Annotated in this window: 11 protein-coding genes; 10 read left to right on the forward strand and 1 reads right to left on the reverse strand. The window is 61.1% G+C overall.

Going from position 1 to position 16,239, the window contains the following annotated elements:
- Positions 1 to 2: 2 nt before the first annotated feature.
- From ABR989_RS14590 to ABR989_RS14635, 10 genes are all read left to right on the forward strand, one after another.
- Positions 3 to 593, forward strand: a complete 591-nt coding sequence (locus ABR989_RS14590; RefSeq protein ID WP_428129944.1) for a TlpA disulfide reductase family protein — start codon at positions 3 to 5, stop codon at positions 591 to 593.
- A 300-nt stretch (positions 594 to 893) separates the two neighbouring features.
- Positions 894 to 4,322, forward strand: coding sequence for a hypothetical protein (locus ABR989_RS14595; RefSeq protein WP_428129947.1), 3,429 nt, complete (start codon positions 894 to 896; stop codon positions 4,320 to 4,322).
- A 510-nt stretch (positions 4,323 to 4,832) separates the two neighbouring features.
- The gene (locus ABR989_RS14600; RefSeq protein ID WP_428129949.1) at positions 4,833 to 6,263 is read left to right on the forward strand and encodes a S41 family peptidase; all 1,431 of its coding nucleotides are present in this window, start codon (positions 4,833 to 4,835) and stop codon (positions 6,261 to 6,263) included.
- Positions 6,264 to 6,441: 178 nt separating this feature from the next.
- Complete coding sequence (gene xseA, locus ABR989_RS14605; RefSeq protein WP_428129951.1) at positions 6,442 to 7,797, forward strand: exodeoxyribonuclease VII large subunit; 1,356 nt, start codon at positions 6,442 to 6,444, stop codon at positions 7,795 to 7,797.
- 3 nt (positions 7,798 to 7,800) lie between these two features.
- On the forward strand, positions 7,801 to 8,082 hold the full coding sequence (locus ABR989_RS14610; RefSeq protein WP_428129954.1) for an exodeoxyribonuclease VII small subunit: 282 nt from the start codon (positions 7,801 to 7,803) through the stop codon (positions 8,080 to 8,082).
- The gene (locus ABR989_RS14615) at positions 8,033 to 8,878 is read left to right on the forward strand and encodes a TlyA family RNA methyltransferase (RefSeq protein WP_428129955.1); all 846 of its coding nucleotides are present in this window, start codon (positions 8,033 to 8,035) and stop codon (positions 8,876 to 8,878) included. The genes ABR989_RS14610 and ABR989_RS14615 overlap by 50 nt, the downstream gene beginning before the upstream one ends.
- Complete coding sequence (locus ABR989_RS14620; RefSeq protein ID WP_428129958.1) at positions 8,875 to 9,894, forward strand: ROK family protein; 1,020 nt, start codon at positions 8,875 to 8,877, stop codon at positions 9,892 to 9,894. Before ABR989_RS14615 ends, ABR989_RS14620 begins: the two co-directional genes overlap by 4 nt.
- A 55-nt stretch (positions 9,895 to 9,949) precedes the next feature.
- On the forward strand, positions 9,950 to 10,936 hold the full coding sequence (locus tag ABR989_RS14625) for a LysM peptidoglycan-binding domain-containing protein (protein WP_428129960.1): 987 nt from the start codon (positions 9,950 to 9,952) through the stop codon (positions 10,934 to 10,936).
- Positions 10,937 to 10,951: 15 nt separating this feature from the next.
- Positions 10,952 to 11,359: a hypothetical protein gene (locus ABR989_RS14630; RefSeq protein ID WP_428129962.1), complete on the forward strand. Its 408-nt coding sequence runs from the start codon at positions 10,952 to 10,954 to the stop codon at positions 11,357 to 11,359.
- Between the two features lie 18 nt (positions 11,360 to 11,377).
- A complete protein-coding gene (locus ABR989_RS14635) occupies positions 11,378 to 11,860 on the forward strand; it encodes a DUF2231 domain-containing protein (RefSeq protein WP_428129964.1) in 483 nt (160 codons plus the stop codon).
- A gap of 143 nt (positions 11,861 to 12,003) precedes the next feature.
- On the opposite strand, the gene ABR989_RS14640 is transcribed toward ABR989_RS14635, so the two are convergent.
- Positions 12,004 to 16,029: a choice-of-anchor D domain-containing protein gene (locus ABR989_RS14640; protein ID WP_428130017.1), complete on the reverse strand. Its 4,026-nt coding sequence runs from the start codon at positions 16,027 to 16,029 to the stop codon at positions 12,004 to 12,006.
- Positions 16,030 to 16,239: the final 210 nt, after the last annotated feature.

Genomic DNA, 16,239 nt, shown 5'->3' on the forward strand with positions numbered 1-16,239 from the left:
CGATGGAGATCAAGGACAGAATCCTCTACCTCGTCGCCGCCATCGTCGTGATTACCGGCATTACGCTCATCGCGCTCAGCGGGCATCGCGGCGCACGCATCGGCCTGGAAGCGAATTCACCCGAAACGGCAGAGCAGTCCGCGGCGACGGTGGCGGCCGGCAGTCGAGCGGCCGATTTCAAGCTGGAGACCCTCGACGGAACAACTGTCTCGCTCGAATCGCTGCGCGGCAAAGTCGTATTTCTGAACGTGTGGGCGACGTGGTGCGGACCGTGCCGGGAAGAAATGCCCTCGATGCAGACGCTGTACGACGACTTCAAGGGCAACAAGGACTTCGTGATGCTGGCAGCCAGCCAGGACACCAGCGGCCGCTCGGTGGTGGCGTCGTACGTCAAGAAGAACGGGTACCATTTCACAATACTGCTCGACCCCGAAAACAAGATCAGCGAGACTTACGACGTGAGCGGGGTGCCCGAGACTTTCATAATCGATCGCAAGGGCCAGATAGTCGCGCACCATATGGGCGGATTCGACTGGTCGCGGCCTGACGTGAAGGACGCCTTGCAGCAACTGCTCGACTCAAAGCAGGGGTGAGCAGGGGCCGTGGCGACGGCAGCGCAGTGTTAAGGCCGCGCTCCGTTGTCGCGCGCGGGCAGGAGTGACCCCTGCACCCAGTGTTAAGGCCGCGCTCGGTTGTCGCGCGCAGGCAGGGGGTGACCCCTGACTCAGTGTGTCGTGGGTAGCGTACAGGTGCCAGTCACTTATACTGAATCAAATCAGGGGAGCGCATGGTCGCGGCCTGACGTGAAGGACGCGTTGCAGCAACTGCTCGACTCAAAGGAAGGATAGAGAGCTATTATTCAAGCTGGGAATTCCGGTTTGAAGGATCGTTGCTTGGCAATTCCAGGGGACAGTTCAAAAGACATTCAGCCCACAGCTTTTCGCTGGGCCGAGCCACGTCAGAAAGAGATTTACGACGGCCTCCTGTTAATCGGTGAAGGTCCTGCGGCCTTCTACAAGAATGCCTGCCAGATAATGGCAGACCCAGCAAAGTTCGAAAGTGCCACCCATATCGTCGGTCATCTCGTTCGAGAGATCGAAAGCGCTTTGCGGGCTTCGCTCAGGACTTTTGCTCAGGACGCGACAAATATTGCGAGCCGCAAGGATTCAGAGAAACACGCGGCCGAAATAAAGAGCCTTTGGCAAGGACTGGAACTGCCGGAAGATCACCCTGCGCTGGAGAAATGGTTACGATTGGCGGATAGCAGTTACAAATTTAAGCTGCCCGCAGTTGCGCACCGTGAAGCTCTCGGCAGCCCGCGGCCTATTACGGATGAGTTCGAGCGGTGGTGGAGCGACATCCAGACCATCCTGTTGGCCGTTCTCGGTCGCCTACGCGAGCGCTTCCTCGAACCACTGCGTGGAATTGACCGTCTGCTTAGCATCGCCGACCCTACCGAGGACGACGTTAAGTTTTTGAGAAATAATGTACCAAACAACATGGTCGTCCTCGGATATTTCTTTGCGAATTGTCAAAACCCGAAATGGCTAAGACTCTGCCGCGGTGCCGGGTATCTTCGGAATCCGCCTCAAGAGGGACTTTGGCGGGTCGCCGGCTATCTTTACCGTATGGCCAAAATTGACGGGGCTGCACAGGAAGTCTGCGAGATCATCCTAGACTTGCCGGAGATAGAAAACCGTCTCGTCCGAGCGGAACTGGTAGAGGCAATACAAGCGATGCCACCGAATCTGGCAGCACGGCACACTGATCAAGTGTGTGCTTGGGCGGCGGATTCAACCGGATTTCTTCACGTGGAGCTCGGAGCTCTGATGCGTGATCTGGCAAAGGGGGATCAAAGAGACGTCGCTTTCAGGCTTGCCAAAGTGCTTCTCAAGGTCCTGCCGCCTGCTGAAAGTGGGCAAAGTGATCTCAGCATCATCCATCCCATGCCGCAGATTAGGATGGATATTTCGAATTACGAGCAAATCCTGAAGAACCATGTCCCTCAACTGGTAGAGACGACGGGTTTGGAGGGTTTGGCCTTTCTCTGCGATCTTTTGAGCGCTGCGATAAGCTTCTCCCTCAGAGAACCAGAGAAATCCGTTCCATACGATCTGTGCCATATTTTACACCCGGCGATCGATGGTTCCCGACAGAATTTTGGCCCGGAGCTGAGGTCATTGCTGATAAGCGCGATTCGAGATGCAGCGATAACCTTGGTAACGTCGGGACGCGTACAACTGGCAGTCATGGTAAAGGCCCTGGAGGAGCGGCAGCCGCCGTGGCACATTTTTCGTCGTATCGCGATGCATCTGCTTCTCCAGATTGACGATGCGGCTACCTTGGACATCGCAGTCACTTATTTGACGGATCGCGATTTGTTCGATTCGCCCGAGTGCCTGCATGAGTATGTTCTTTTGCTTCAACGACGATTTCCTAGTCTGCCGGCGGAACATCAGCAGCGAATTTTGGGTTGGATAGATACCGGTCTGTTACCCGAACAGTTGACAAATCTGAAAAAGAATCTGCCGCAGTTCGGGGGCAAGGAACTGACAGAGCGCGACATAGCCAGATACGTCAAACTCTGGAGGCGCGACTGGCTGCAAAGATTTGGCGATAGTCTGCCCGTGGATCGAAACCCTCAGCTACAGGCGCTAATCGACGAGTTTGGCAGTTCGAAGCACCCAGACTTTTCGTCGTACCACGAGGAGATGATTGGTCTCCGAAGTCCTCTGAGAATAGAGGATTTGAGAGCTAAATCCATAGACGAGTTGATTGAATACTTGCAGAAATGGCAGCCTGCGGAAGACTTCATGGGGGCTTCGCGGGGCGGTTTGGGTGAAAAGGTTGCAGCGCTTGTGGCCGAACAGCCGGCCTTCTACGCAATGGAAGCATACCGATTCAAAGGTCTCGATCCCACCTATGAACGCTCCCTGCTCGATGGATTACGACTCGCATTGGGAAAAACGCTGGAGTTCGACTGGCGACCAGTGTTGGGATTCTGTCTCTGGACCCTCGAGCAGCCTATCGAGATTCCCGGTCGCAAGCGTCAGGCGATTGAAGACGATCCGGATCGCAGTTGGGCTCGAAACGCAGTGGCTGTTCTCGTCAACGCTGCGCTTGAGCACAAGCCGGTGCCAATACCGTTTGAACTAAGAGTCGAGCTTTGGAAAGTGCTTGAGGCTTTATCGAAGGACCCGAATCCGACACCTGAGCATGAAAAAAAGTATGGCGGGTCAAATGCGGATCCGTCTCATGCCGCGATCAATTCGACGCGTGGTCAAGGAATGGAGGCTGTAATTGCCTATGCGCTTTGGGTGCGCAATCACATCTGCGGCGACGGCAAATCCGAATCACGCACTCCGTCCAGTTTCGACTTCAGGCAGATACCTGAGGTGCGAGCTGTCCTCGAAGCGCGGCTTAACCCCAAGGTGGAGCGTTCGCTCGCAATAAGGTCGCAGTACGGTCGATTCTTCTCCACCTTGTGGTACATCGATCGCGCTTGGACCGCTGACAGGATAAATCTGATATTTCCCTCTGATGAAACCGAGCGGGACCGATGGGAGGCAGCGTGGAGCAGCTTCCTGGCCTTCTCTAACGTTGACCGTGAGATTTTCGATGTCCTGAAGGAGAAGTATTCGCTTGCGATCGACAGGCTCGGTGACAAGCCGGCGCTGGCCAGGCTACCGATAGATATGGGCCAGCGTTTAGCAGACCATTTGATGGGCTTTTACTGGCATGGAATAGTATCCGCTGAAGAAAAGCATGGCCTTTTCGACCGCTTTTGGCTTGGCGCTTCCGTCAAAGTCCGGCGCTACGCTCTTTGGAATCTTGGGAGATGGATATACAACGGGACGGAGCCATTGGACGTGGCTCTGAGCAAAAGACTGATGAGCCTTTGGGAGCGTCGCCTCTCCATTGCCCAAGCGTCCGGAAATCGCGATGCATATCACGGAGAGATTGGTCAGTTCGGATGGTGGTTCTGTTCAGAGAAGTTCCCGGAGGGATGGGCTATCCGGCAATTACAAGGAGCGATTGATTTTGCAGGCCATGCTGAACCAGACCATCTAATTTACGAAAAACTAGCCGCATTGTGTGTGCGATTGCCTGGTGAGTCAGTGAGCTCGCTCGCGAAATTATTGGCGACGGCTAGTCCTTGGCAGATATCGGCCCATGAGAAAGATGTTCGGAAGGTGTTAGAAGCGGCTGTCGGCTCCGGAGGAAGTGCAAGGGATGAGGCGGTGAAGCTCGTTCATGCATTAGGAGCGCGCGGAATACTTAATTTCCGAGACCTCGCGAATAATATTCCGGGTAAGCAATAATCGTGGGTTTCTCATCGCCGTGGCGCCTCGGCGACGAAGACCGCGCTCTCGGCAGTCCTGCCATCTTTAAGCACCGTGATCATCGACGCCGTGCCGGTTCCGTCAGGATCAATCTGATCCGGGGTCGCTCCGCTCCGGTCAGGATGACGATCCGAGAAAGTAGATGCGCCGCAGAACCCTCACCTACCGACCGCCAAGGGGTCGGCCTCCTCTCCCGTAAAGTAACGGGCGAGGCAAATTCCCCCTGGAAAACTTCTAACAGGGCGAAGCCCGCATGTTTTCTTGTCATCGGGTGCAGGGGTCACCCCTGCCCAGGGAAGCGTGAAACCCACGGCGGGTTTCGCATCTGCGGAGTCGGTGGGGGGCGGGCAGGTGCGGGGGCGGTGAATCTGCTATTATTTACGGTAACGGGGGTAGTCGCGCGGCCGTATGCATTAAAGTGCGGCATCTGCTTAAATTAAATGTCTGAACTCATAATCACGAGTCCCAAGCGACACTAAATAAATGTCAATGATCAAAAGACATCGATGGTCCATCACGGTGGCGGTCTCTCTGGTCGCCTGTTTCCTTGTCCTCCAGGAGGTCGCCGTGCGCCGAGCCCAGGCGCTCTCGAACGACACCTACCAGGAGCTCGACACGTTCGCGAGCGTGCTCGCAATCGTGCAGAAAAACTACGTCGAACCGGTATCGACCAAACGGCTGATCGACGGCGCCATTACCGGGATGCTGGCGTCGCTCGACCCGCATAGCGCCTACCTGACACCCGATCTGTACCGCGACCTCGAGGTCGAGACGCGCGGCAGCTTCGGCGGACTCGGAATCGAAATAACCATCAAGAATGGCGCGCTCACCGTAGTTGCGCCGATCGAGGACACGCCGGCGTATCGCGCCGGACTCAAGGCCGGCGACCAGATAATCAAGATCGACGACGACTTCACCAAGGACATGTCGCTTACCGAGGCGGTCAAGCGGATGCGCGGGCCCAAGGGCAGCAAGATCAAGCTGACGCTTCATCGCAAGGACGTGCCGGAGCTGTTCACGGTGACGCTCGCACGCGACGTAATCAAGATTCAGTCGGTCAAGTCGAAGATGCTCGACGGCGGCTACGGATACATCCGCGTCACCACCTTCCAGGAGAACACGGGCGAGGGGGTAGAGAAGGCGATTGACGGGTTCGAAGCAAAGAGCCACGGCAAGCTCAAGGGAATTGTGTTCGACCTGCGCGACAATCCGGGCGGATTGCTGAACCAAGCGGTAAAGGTTTCGGACGATTTTCTCGACGGCGGCCTGATCGTTTACACGCAGGGGCGCGAGGAAAATCAGCAGCAGAAATACTTCTCGCACAAGAAGCAGGACTTCGTTGACTATCCGATGGTGGTGCTGGTCAACGGCGGCAGCGCGAGCGCCAGCGAAATCGTCGCCGGCGCTTTGCAGGATCAGAAGCGCGCCGTCATTCTCGGCACCCAGACCTTCGGCAAAGGCTCGGTGCAAACGATTCTGCCGCTCGACGATCATTCGGCGCTGCGCCTGACCACGGCGCGCTACTACACGCCCACCGGCCGCTCGATCCAGGCGGTGGGAATCACACCCGACATCGATGTCGAGCTGCCCAAAGAAACGCTCGCATCGCTAACGCAGCAGGGCGCCGAGTTCGACGAAAACCCGGAAATCCACGAGTCTGATTTGCCCCATCATTTCCAGAACGGGCAGAAGAAGAATGACAAGAATCCTGCGACCGGCGCGGCTGCTGCGCCCGGGACCGAAAAGGGCGATAAGGGGCCCGGCGCGAAGGGCGCCAAGGCCAAAGAGGAAAAGGACGTGCAGCTCGATCGCGCGATCGACATCCTCAAGCATTGGAACACGTTCAAGCTCCAGCTTGCCAAGGGCGAGTCGCAGTCGGCGGTATCCGAGGGCGACAGCGCCAAGTCGAAGGGCGACTAGAGGACGGTAAAGGAATCGATCGCAACGCGCCGGGCATCATGATGTCCGGCGCGTTTTTTTCACGCCGGCGCCGCGTTGTTGTTGCCGCCGGCGAGCCTGTGGCCAGGACAATTGTGGAAAAGCACGTCTAATGCGCCATATAGGTGCGCGGCGACTCGTTCTGATAAGCTAAACGACCATGGAGGGGCAGCTCGATCTTTCGATGCGCAGCCGCCGCTCGGGCCTGATCAGCGTATCGGACCTGGTGCGGATGGTACGCGACGCGCTCGACGCCAACCTCGGCGAGCACTGGGTGGTCGGCGAGGTCTCGAACGCGCGGCTGGCGCCATCGAATCATTTTTATTTCACGCTCAAAGACTCCCGCAGCGCGATCAACGTCGTGATGTTCAAGTCGGCGTTCAACGGGATGCGGTTCAAAGCCGTCGACGGGATGGAAGTGATTGTTCGCGGGCGGGTGCAAATCTTCGAACAGCGCGGCGCGTTGCAGCTTTACGCCGAGGAAATGGAGCCGCGCGGCGTCGGCGCGTTGCAGGCCGCGTTCGAGCAGTTGAAGCGGCGGCTCGAGGCCGAAGGGCTGTTCGATCGGGGGCGCAAACGCGCGATGCCGTACCTGCCGCGCCGGATCGGAATCGTGACGGCGCGCGGCGGGGCGGGACTGCGCGACATGTTGCGCATCTTGTTCGATCGATTCCCGAACCTGCAGGTGATTTTCAGGCCCGCGAAGGTGCAGGGCGACGGCTCAGCTCAGGAGATCGCGGACGCGATCGCCGATCTCAATCGCGACGGCCGCGCCGAGGTGCTGATCGTTGGACGCGGCGGCGGCTCGCTCGAAGATTTGTGGGCGTTCAACGAAGAGATCGTCGCGCGGGCGATTTTCCGGTCGGCGATCCCGGTGATTTCCGCCGTCGGCCACGAAGTGGACTATACGATCGCCGATTTCGTCGCCGACCTGCGCGCGCCTACTCCCACGGCGGCCGCGCAGATGGTCGTGCCCAGCCTCGCCGAGTTGACCAAATGTGTCGCGTCGCTAGGCGCGTCGCTCGCGAGCGTGATGCAACGGGAGCTGTCGGGCCGGCGGGAATCGATCGACGATCTGGCGGCGCGGATACGCCATCCCGGCGTCGCTATCGCCGAGGCGCGCGAACGCGTTGCCGAGATCGAGGGCGAACTCGCGCAAGCGGTGTCCTCGCGAATCGCGGAGCGCCGCCGCAGCGTCCGCGAATTGCGGATGCGGCTTCGCAGTCCCGATGCGATGGTGCGCGAGATGCGCCTTGCGACCTCCCGGCTCGGCAACAGTCTTGTTCATGGCACGCGGTCGGCGCTCGAAGGCAGGCGGCGCCAGCTCGGCGCACAGGCAGGCCGGCTCGACGCCTTGTCGCCGCTGAAAGTTCTCGATCGCGGCTACGCCGTGGTGGTCAATAGGACCAATTCGCGCGCGGTGCTCGACGCGGCCACGGTGAAGCTGGACGACGAGCTCGATATCAGGCTGGCCAGGGGGCGGCTGAGCGCGCGCGCGACCGGCCGCACAATCTAGACGATGGTCACGAAGACGAAAAAATTCGAGGATGAGCTCAAGGATCTTGAAACGATCGTCAATCAGATCGATTCGGGTGAGCTTACGCTCGAAGAATCAATCGGAGCCTTCGAACGCGGCGTCATGCTGGTGAAGGCGCTCAATGGGAAACTCGACGAAGTCGAGCGCAAGGTCGAACTGCTAACGCGGAGCGCCGGCGGCGAACTGCGCACGGCGCCCTTTGAAGCATCGTCTGATGACGAGCACCCCGCCGGCGCAAGGGACGACGACGAAACATCCTGCTAGCAATGGTTCCGGCGCCAAACCCAAGCCGCGGCGCTCTGCGGCGCCGTTGGTGCGCTTCAGGCTCGACGCCGAAATGGCGCGCCGCGGTCTGGCCGACAGCCGCGAAATCGCCCAACGCCTGATAATGGCGGGGCGCGTGCGCGTCAACTCGCGGCCGGCCTACAAAGCCGACCTCAAGGTCGATTCTGAAACTCCCATCGCGCTCATGGCGGGTGCGCCGCAGTTCGTCTCGCGCGGAGCGTACAAGCTTATCGCCGCGCTCGAGCATTTCGGCATCTCGGTCGAAGGCAAGCTCGCGATGGACGTGGGTGCATCGACCGGCGGCTTCACCGATGTGCTGCTGCGCCGCGGCGCCAAGGCCGTGATCGCGATGGACGTCGGCTACGGGCAACTGGCGCTGAAGCTGCGCGAGGATCCGCGCGTCATCGTGCTTGATCGCATGAATATCCGGCTCGCCTCGCCGGACGACTTGCCCCACGCGCCCGAGCTGGTGACGATCGACACCAGCTTTATCTCACTGCGGCTGGTGATTCCGTCAGTGCTTGTGCTGATCGCGCCGCGCGCCGAGATAATCACGCTCATCAAGCCGCAGTTCGAAGTCGGCAAGGGCAAGGTCGGCAAGGGGGGCATCGTCAGGGACGAAAAACTCCGGCACGAAGCGGTCGCGGGGATCGTCGAGTTCGCGGAGAGTATCGGCCTCGCGGTGGTCGGCACAATCGAATCGCCGATTGAAGGCGCGGCCGGAAATCGCGAATATCTCGCGCTGATGAAATTCCCGGGCGAATCCGGAAAATGACGCGCGCATGGGCGGTCGGATTGGATATGGGTGGCACCAATATCCGGTGCGCAGCCGTAGCCGCCGGCGGCGGCGATGTGATCCTGATGGAGCACGGGCCGTCGCATGCGTCGCGCCAGGCCGCAGCCGTCGCTGAAAACATCGCCGCGCAGCTCATTCATCTATTGGACACCGCGCGCCGGCGCGGACTTGGATCACCGCGAGCGATCGGAGTCGCGGTGCCGGGACCGCTCAACGTGTACTCGGGAACCGTAATGCAGGCGCCGCACGTCGCCGCATGGCGCGGATACCCGCTGCGTCACAACCTCGAAGCGCTGATAGGCAGGACGGTGGTCGTCGAGAACGACGCCAACGCGTGGGCGCTCGGCGAATACTGGCGCGGCGCGGCGCGCGGGCGGCGCGACGTCGTGCTGCTGACACTGGGCACCGGAGTCGGCGGCGGACTGATCGTCGGCGGCAAACTGGTTCACGGGCGAAGCGGGATGGCGGGCGAATTGGGGCATGTGACGGTCAATCCGGACGGTCCGCGATGCGACTGCGGCGCGAACGGATGCCTGGAGTCATACGCATCGGCGTCAGGGCTGCGCGGCCTGGTCGAACAGCGCCTGGGACTGTCGGGGGGTGCGGCGTTGCCGGCGCAAATCGTCGATTCGGAAGGGAATTTTTCGGTGCGCGGACTGTCGGCCCAAGCTCGCCGCGGCGACAGACTCGCGCTCGAGGCGTTCGCCACGGCCGGCAATTACCTCGGAATCGCGGTGGCGTCTTTTCTCAATATCTTCAATCCCGAGCTGGTCGTGATTGGGGGTGGCGTCGCCGGCGCACTGCCATACATGCGCAAAACCATGATGACGCAGGTGCGCGAGCGGGCCTTCACGGCGATCGCATCGCAGGCGAAGATCGTGCGTGCGGCGCTGGGTCCGCGAGGCGGTGTTGTGGGGGCTGCCTACGCGGCGCTGCATCCGGCCAAGCGTGCGCGCCGCGCCGGGCTAAAGTCAGGGGATGCTGCTGCATCCTAGACCCTGGGCGCAATCTCAGGGATACTGGAATGGGTTCGCAGGCAAAGGGTCCATCATGAGCGTGCGACGGTTCAGGTCAACTTTATCCAGACTGGCCCTCGCGGCGACGTTTATCGTTGCCGGCTGGGGAGTTGCGTTCGCTCAATCCGATTTCAACGAGAGTACGATTCCGCCCTCTGCACCTCCCTCGCGAGTCGTGCGTCCGCCGAGCGAGGCCGAACCGTCTGAGGCTCGCGACACGGCACCGCCGGCGGACCAGCCGGCGCCAAAACCCGTCGTCAAGCCGGATCATCCCGCGAACATCATCCCTTACACGGTTCGCCCCGGCGATTCGATCGGCGCAATTGCGCAGATGTTCGGGATCACCGTCGATGAGCTTGCCCACGCCAACCGGATTCATCCTGACGACGAGCTGCAGGTGGACGAGGTGTTGAAGGTTCCGCATCCTTTCACCACCGAGGTCAATACGCTCAAGTCACAGGTTGAGGCGCTGAGCGCGCAGCAGCAAACGGCGGAGCAGAAGGCCGATTCGGCGGAGGAGCAGGTCAAATCGCTCAAGGCGCAAGTCCAGGAACTGACCGGCGACAACCAGGACTTGCAGCTTGGCAACAAGTTGCTGCCGTGGTGGCGTGCAACCGCCGTCAGCCTGGGATTTTTTGCGCTGTTCATGCTCGGCGCGATGTTGCTGACGCTGTTCGAATGGTGGCGGATGCGGCGCAGGTTCGTGGCGCTGGCCGCGATGACCGACGCGCTCAGCCGGCTCGACTATAAGTACAAAGCGATGTTCGCGAAGGCGGAGTTGCGCTTGCAGCAGCTCTACGGCCGGCGCCGCGGCGGAATTACCGAAGGGCAGCCGCGGCCCAAGATGCCCGAGGAAATCGAAATCGAGCGGCTCAACGACGAACTCAAGCAGATCCTCGAGCTGCACCTGCAGCGGCTGGGTGCGCGATTGCCGGGGGCGCGGCGCCGCAAGGGATGGCGCGAGATGTTCGGCGGCGGCGACGTCGGCTCGACGGTTGAAGCACGCTCGTACCGCCGCTAGGATCGCATCTCGTCGATGGTCAGGCCCGGACTTGGCGGCTATCAAAATATCGAGGGGAAACAGGTCATGAAAAAACTGGCGCTCATGGCTTTGCTCGCAACCGTGATGGTTGCGCCGGCGGCGATCGCGGCCGACGGCAGCGAGAAATCGGTCACCGGCAATCTCGAAGACGCCTACTGCTACGCCACGATGGGTGCGAAGGGCGCGAGCCACAAGGCGTGCGCGATAAAATGCGTATCCAAGGGAATTCCGGTAATGCTCATCGAAAGCGGGACCGAGAAATCCTACATCCTGTTGCCGGACAAGGATGCGTCGCCGCTTCCGGACAGCGTCATTCAGCGGATGGAAGACCGGGTGACGGTGACGGGCAAGGAATACAGCAGGAACGGCGTGAACTACCTGGTCGTCGAGTCCGTGAAATAGCCGCGGGCAAGCATCGTCGTGCTAGACCGCGTTCTGCCGGGCGCATCGGACCTGCAGAATATCCATCCCATCCTGGTGCATTTTCCGATCGCGTTTCTCTACGGCGCGGCGCTCCTTTATTTCCTCGCGGCGATCCGCGCGAGCGAAGCGCTTAAGTGGACCGCGCTCTGGATGCTGGTGCTGGGCGCGCTTGGCGCGGCGGCGGCGGTTGCCAGCGGTCTCTATGCAGCGCCGGGCCTGATGGTTTCGGTATCGGTCCGCCACGAACTGCTGCGGCATCATAAGCATCTGATGGTCGCGGCGTCGGCGGTGACGGGCGTGCTGACAGTGTGGGCGCTCGCGATGCGGCCGATGCCTACGCGGGGACGCTACGTGTTTCTCGCCGGTCTGATTGCAGTGATGTGGTTGATAGCGGCGGGCGCGGACATCGGCGGCGAGATGGTTTACGGCTACAACGCCGGCGGCTCGGCCTGCCCGCAGCCGATCGATTTCAGGAAGTAGAAAGCCTCCCCGGAACTCGTCCATGGGCGCGGGGCGGGCGATAAACGCCGATGAGAGAATCGCCCGCCCGTGGAGCAAATCACGTGGCGGCGCCGATTCTCCCTACTCAGGTGCAGGGACCGGGGGCCCCTGCACCGTGGCGCCTAAAAGCCGGTGCCGCTGAGGCTCACGTCGTGCGGGCTGGCCCCGTCGCCGACTGCGCTGACCCCGAGCGTCGCGCTCTCAGGGCCAACCATGCTGGGCGTGAACGTCATCGTGTAGGTGCACGATGCGCCGCCGCCCGCCAGCGACCCACTCGGCAGTGTGGTGCACGTCCCGCCCGTCACCTTGAAGTCGCTGGTCCCGCTGACGCTTTTGCTTATCGTCAGCGTCGCGCTGCTGCTGTTGGTCACCGTGACCGTCTTCGCCGTGCTTGTCGCGGTCTCGTGCAGCGTGCCGAAAGCGAGGCTCGCCGGAAGCACCTTGAGCGGCGTAACTCCGGTTCCGCTCAGGCTGACGGAGAGGAGCGTGTCTCCCGACACACCGATCGAAAGCGTGCCGCTTTCCGCGCCATCCGTGCTGGGCGTAAACATCACCGCGTAGGTGCACGACGCCGCCGACAGCGTCCCCCCGCAGGTCCCGCCCGTCACCGAGAAATCGCTCCCGTAGGCCCCGCCAAAGCTCGGGCTGGCAAGTGTGAGCGCCCCCCCGCCGGCATGCGCCTTGTTGGTCAGCGTGACGTTCATCGTCTTGGACCCCGTCTGGGCGACGTTGCCGAAGCTTAACGTCGTCGGGGACACGGATTCCGGTATCGTTCCGGTTCCATTCAGGCTGACCGCCGGCGGACCGCCACCGGGGTCTTGCGCAACCGCGATTGAAAGCGTGCCGCTCTCGGCACTCTCCGTGCTGGGCGTAAACGTCACCGCGTAAGTGCAGACGTGCGACGCCGCCAGCGACCCAACCAGCGGGCACCCATTCGTAACGCCGCTCGCCACCGCGAAGTCGCCCGAGTTGGGGCCGACGCCGATGCTCGCTCTCAGCGTGATCGGCGCGGTGGCATGGTTGACTACCGTAACGCTCTTCGTCTTGGACGCCGTCTGGGCGACGTTTCCGTAGTTCAGGCTGGTCGTGGACACGGATTCCGGCACGCTTGCCTGCACGGTGAAGTCAACCAGGTACGGAGACAGCGGATCGGGGACGTCCGTAACCGCCATGGTCGCCGATTCCGTACCCACCGCAGTCGGAGCGATGGTCACATGCAGCGTACAAGCCGTCTTGGCCGCCAGCGTCAGCCCGCAGGTGCCGCCGCCTGTGACGGTGAAGTCGCCGTGGTTGAGACCGCTGAAGCTTTCGCTCAGCGAGACGGAGCTGCTCTGCTTGTTGCTCACGGTCACCGTCTTGACGACCGTCGTCCCGTCCTTGGCGTTGATCGAGAAGCTGGCGGGCGTAACCGTCATCGTGATCCCGCCCGTGCCCGTGAGCGCCACGCTCTGCGGGCTGGAGGCGGCGTTGTCGCTGACCGTCAGCGTCGCGCTGTACGGGACGGCCTCGATGGGGTTGAACGAGACCGCCATCTTGCACGACGTATTGGGCGCGACCGTGACGGGGATCGTACCGCATGTACCTCCGCTGACGGCAAATTCAGCCGGGTCGGACGATGTCGCGCCTGAGATGATCAGCGAGCTGGTCCTGCCGGTGTTCTTGACCGTCAGATCTTTCGTAACCGTCTGGCCTACGGGAACGTTGCCGAATGTGAGCGAAGCGGTCACCGACATCGAGGTAGTCGGCGTGGGCGCCGGCGTCGGCGTGGGTGTTGCTGACGACGTAGCCAGGGGATTCTTGTATTCGAGCACACGGTTGTTGGATGTGTCGGCGACGTAGAGGGTGCCGCTTGAGTCCAGCGCGACGCCGCTCGGACTGTACAGGCTGGTCGCGCTGGCGCTCGTCGCGCCGAGGTTGGGGTGGCTGGAAGTGAAACTGTCATCCTGCCCGAAGACGTGATTGGCGGTGCTGCTGGTGAGCGGCGTGTTGTATTCGAGCACCCGGTTGTTGGAGGTGTCGGCGACGTAGAGGTGGCCGCTTGAGTCCACCGCAACCCCATAGGGATCACACAGGTCGATAGCGGTGGGAGTGCCGTCGTCGGTGTCGGAATTGCACCCGGTCGAGGTGAAGATGTTGCCCTGCCCGAACACGGCATTGGCGCTGGCGCCGTTCGTAAGCGGGGCGTTGTATTCGAGGACGCGGCTGTTGGAGTAGTCGGCGACGTAGAGGTTGCTGCTTGAGTCCACCGCAACCCCAACAGGAAGGTACAGGCTGTTCGCGCTCACTCCGCCATTATTCTCGTAATTCGAAGTGAAGCTGACGCCCTGTCCGAACACCAGATTGGCGGTGCTGCTGGTAAGCGGAGTGTTGTATTCGAGGACGCGGTTGTTGCCGCCATCGGCGACGTAGAGGTGGCCGTTATTAGCATCAACTGCGACGCCATAGGGATAACAAAGGTCGATAGCCGTGGGAGTGCTTCCGGTGTCGGAATTGCACCCGGTCGAGGTGCTGCCGCCCTGCCCGAACACCAGATTGGCGGACCCCTCAACGCAGGGGAACGAACCACCGCATCCGGCGAACGGGGCGGTGTATTCGAGCACGCGGCTGTTGGAGTTGTCGGCGACGTAGAGGTTGCCGCTTGAGTCCACCGTAATCCCATAGGGGTAGCACAGGCTGCTCCCGCTTGCGCCGTCAGTAGTGTTGCAGGCAGTCGAGTTAAAGTCCGGCTGACCAATGACCAGGTCGGCCGGAGAGCCATTGGCGAACGTCGTCACATCGTTCCAGCCCAGCACCCTGGAGTTGGTTTCGTCCGCGACATAAAGGTGGGTTGGCGTTGCGCTGGCGTCGATCGTGACCGCGAATGGATTGTGAAGGGAGTATTGGTCAGGGAAGTTTGCCTGGTTGTACGGAAAGTCAGGCTGCCCCAGCACAACATCGGCAGTGGTATTGGGTGCAAGCGGAGTATCGTATTCGAGCACACGGTTGTTGGAGGTGTCGGCGACGTAGAGGTTGCCGCTTGCGTCCAGCGCAACCCCAAAGGGATAGTTGAGGCTGCTCGCGCTCAGCCCGCCATAATTCGCGGTACTCGAAGTGGAGCTGCCGCCCTGCCCGAACACGGCATTGGCGGTGCTGCTGGTAAGCGGAGTGTTGTATTCGAGCACGCGGTTATTGAGTGCGTCCGCAACGTAGAGGTCGCCGCTTGAGTCCACCGCAACCCCGCTGGGGAAGTTGAGGCTGCTCGCGCTCACTCCGCCATTATTCGCGTAATACGAAGTGAAGCTGCCGTTCTGCCCGAACACCATATTGGCGGTGGTGCCGTACGTAAGCGGGGTGTTGTATTCGAGCACGCGGCTGTTGAGGTGGTCGGCGACGTAGAGGTCGCCGCTTGCGTCCACCGCAACCCCAGCGGGAAGGTAGAGGCTGTTCGCGCTCACTCCGCCATTATTCCCGTAATTCGAAGTGAAGCTATCGCCCTGCCCGAACACCATATGGGCGGTGGTGCCGTACGTAGGCGGGGTGTTGTATTCGAGCACGCGGTTATTGATTGTGTCGGCGATGTAGAGGTTGCCGCTTGCGTCCACCGCAACCCCCCAGGGGGAGTTGAGGCTGAACGCGCTCACCTGATTCGTGGTATTAGAAGTAAGGTTGTCCGTCTGCCCGAACACCATATTGGCGGACCCCCCAGCGGGCGGGAACGAACCGGCGAATGGGGTGTTGTATTCGAGCACGCGGTTGTTGCCTTGATCCGCGACGTAGAGGTTGCCGCTTAAGTCCACCGCAACCGCATAGGGGGAGCACAGGCTGCTCCCGCTTACGCCGCCACTGTTGCAGGCAGTCGAGTTAAAGTCCGGCTGACCAATGACCAGGTCGGCCGCAGAGCCATTGGCGAACGCCGTTCCATCCTTCCAGCCCAGCACCCTCGAGTTGTTGACGTCGGCGACATAAAGGTTGCCGTTGACGTCGATCGCAACCCCCTGCGGAGCATTAAGTTTGCGCGCGCTGGGAAAGTTGGCGGCGTTGTATGTGAAGTTGGCCTGACCCAGCACAAGATCGGCGGTGCCATCGCCCGCGATCGAGACAGTCGCCAGGGCGGCGGCGATGATCAGCAGGCACGGCGCTGCGAGTTTCCAAAATCCATATTTGTGCATCACGATTTCCCCGGGAAAATGGCGGTCACGCTGCGCGCGGCGCGCATCCGACAAAGTTTCGCGAACCTGTGGACCGCACGATCGCCAAGGATCCCATCAGCGCCTCTATCGAAGCGGCGGCCGACGCCAGGACTTGACCACGCTCATGGGCACGCGGGCGATTCATCGCAGATCCCTCCCCAAGCAAAGGACAAACAAGTCGAAGTTTCC

Source organism: Binatus soli (SeqCode) (assembly GCF_050015535.1).
GTDB lineage: Bacteria > Desulfobacterota > Binatia > Binatales > Binataceae > Binatus > Binatus soli.

Bases quoted from the DNA above. Each gene is read 5' to 3' on its own strand.
- ABR989_RS14590 (WP_428129944.1), top strand. From the start codon at position 3: ATGGAGATCAAGGACAGAATCCTCTACCTCGTCGCCGCCATCGTCGTG.
- ABR989_RS14600 (WP_428129949.1), top strand. From the start codon at position 4,833: ATGATCAAAAGACATCGATGGTCCATCACGGTGGCGGTCTCTCTGGTC.
- xseA (WP_428129951.1), top strand. From the start codon at position 6,442: ATGGAGGGGCAGCTCGATCTTTCGATGCGCAGCCGCCGCTCGGGCCTG.
- ABR989_RS14610 (WP_428129954.1), top strand. From the start codon at position 7,801: ATGGTCACGAAGACGAAAAAATTCGAGGATGAGCTCAAGGATCTTGAA.
- ABR989_RS14615 (WP_428129955.1), top strand. From the start codon at position 8,033: ATGACGAGCACCCCGCCGGCGCAAGGGACGACGACGAAACATCCTGCT.
- ABR989_RS14620 (WP_428129958.1), top strand. From the start codon at position 8,875: ATGACGCGCGCATGGGCGGTCGGATTGGATATGGGTGGCACCAATATC.
- ABR989_RS14625 (WP_428129960.1), top strand. From the start codon at position 9,950: ATGAGCGTGCGACGGTTCAGGTCAACTTTATCCAGACTGGCCCTCGCG.
- ABR989_RS14630 (WP_428129962.1), top strand. From the start codon at position 10,952: ATGGTCAGGCCCGGACTTGGCGGCTATCAAAATATCGAGGGGAAACAG.
- ABR989_RS14640 (WP_428130017.1), bottom strand. From the start codon at position 16,029: ATGCACAAATATGGATTTTGGAAACTCGCAGCGCCGTGCCTGCTGATC.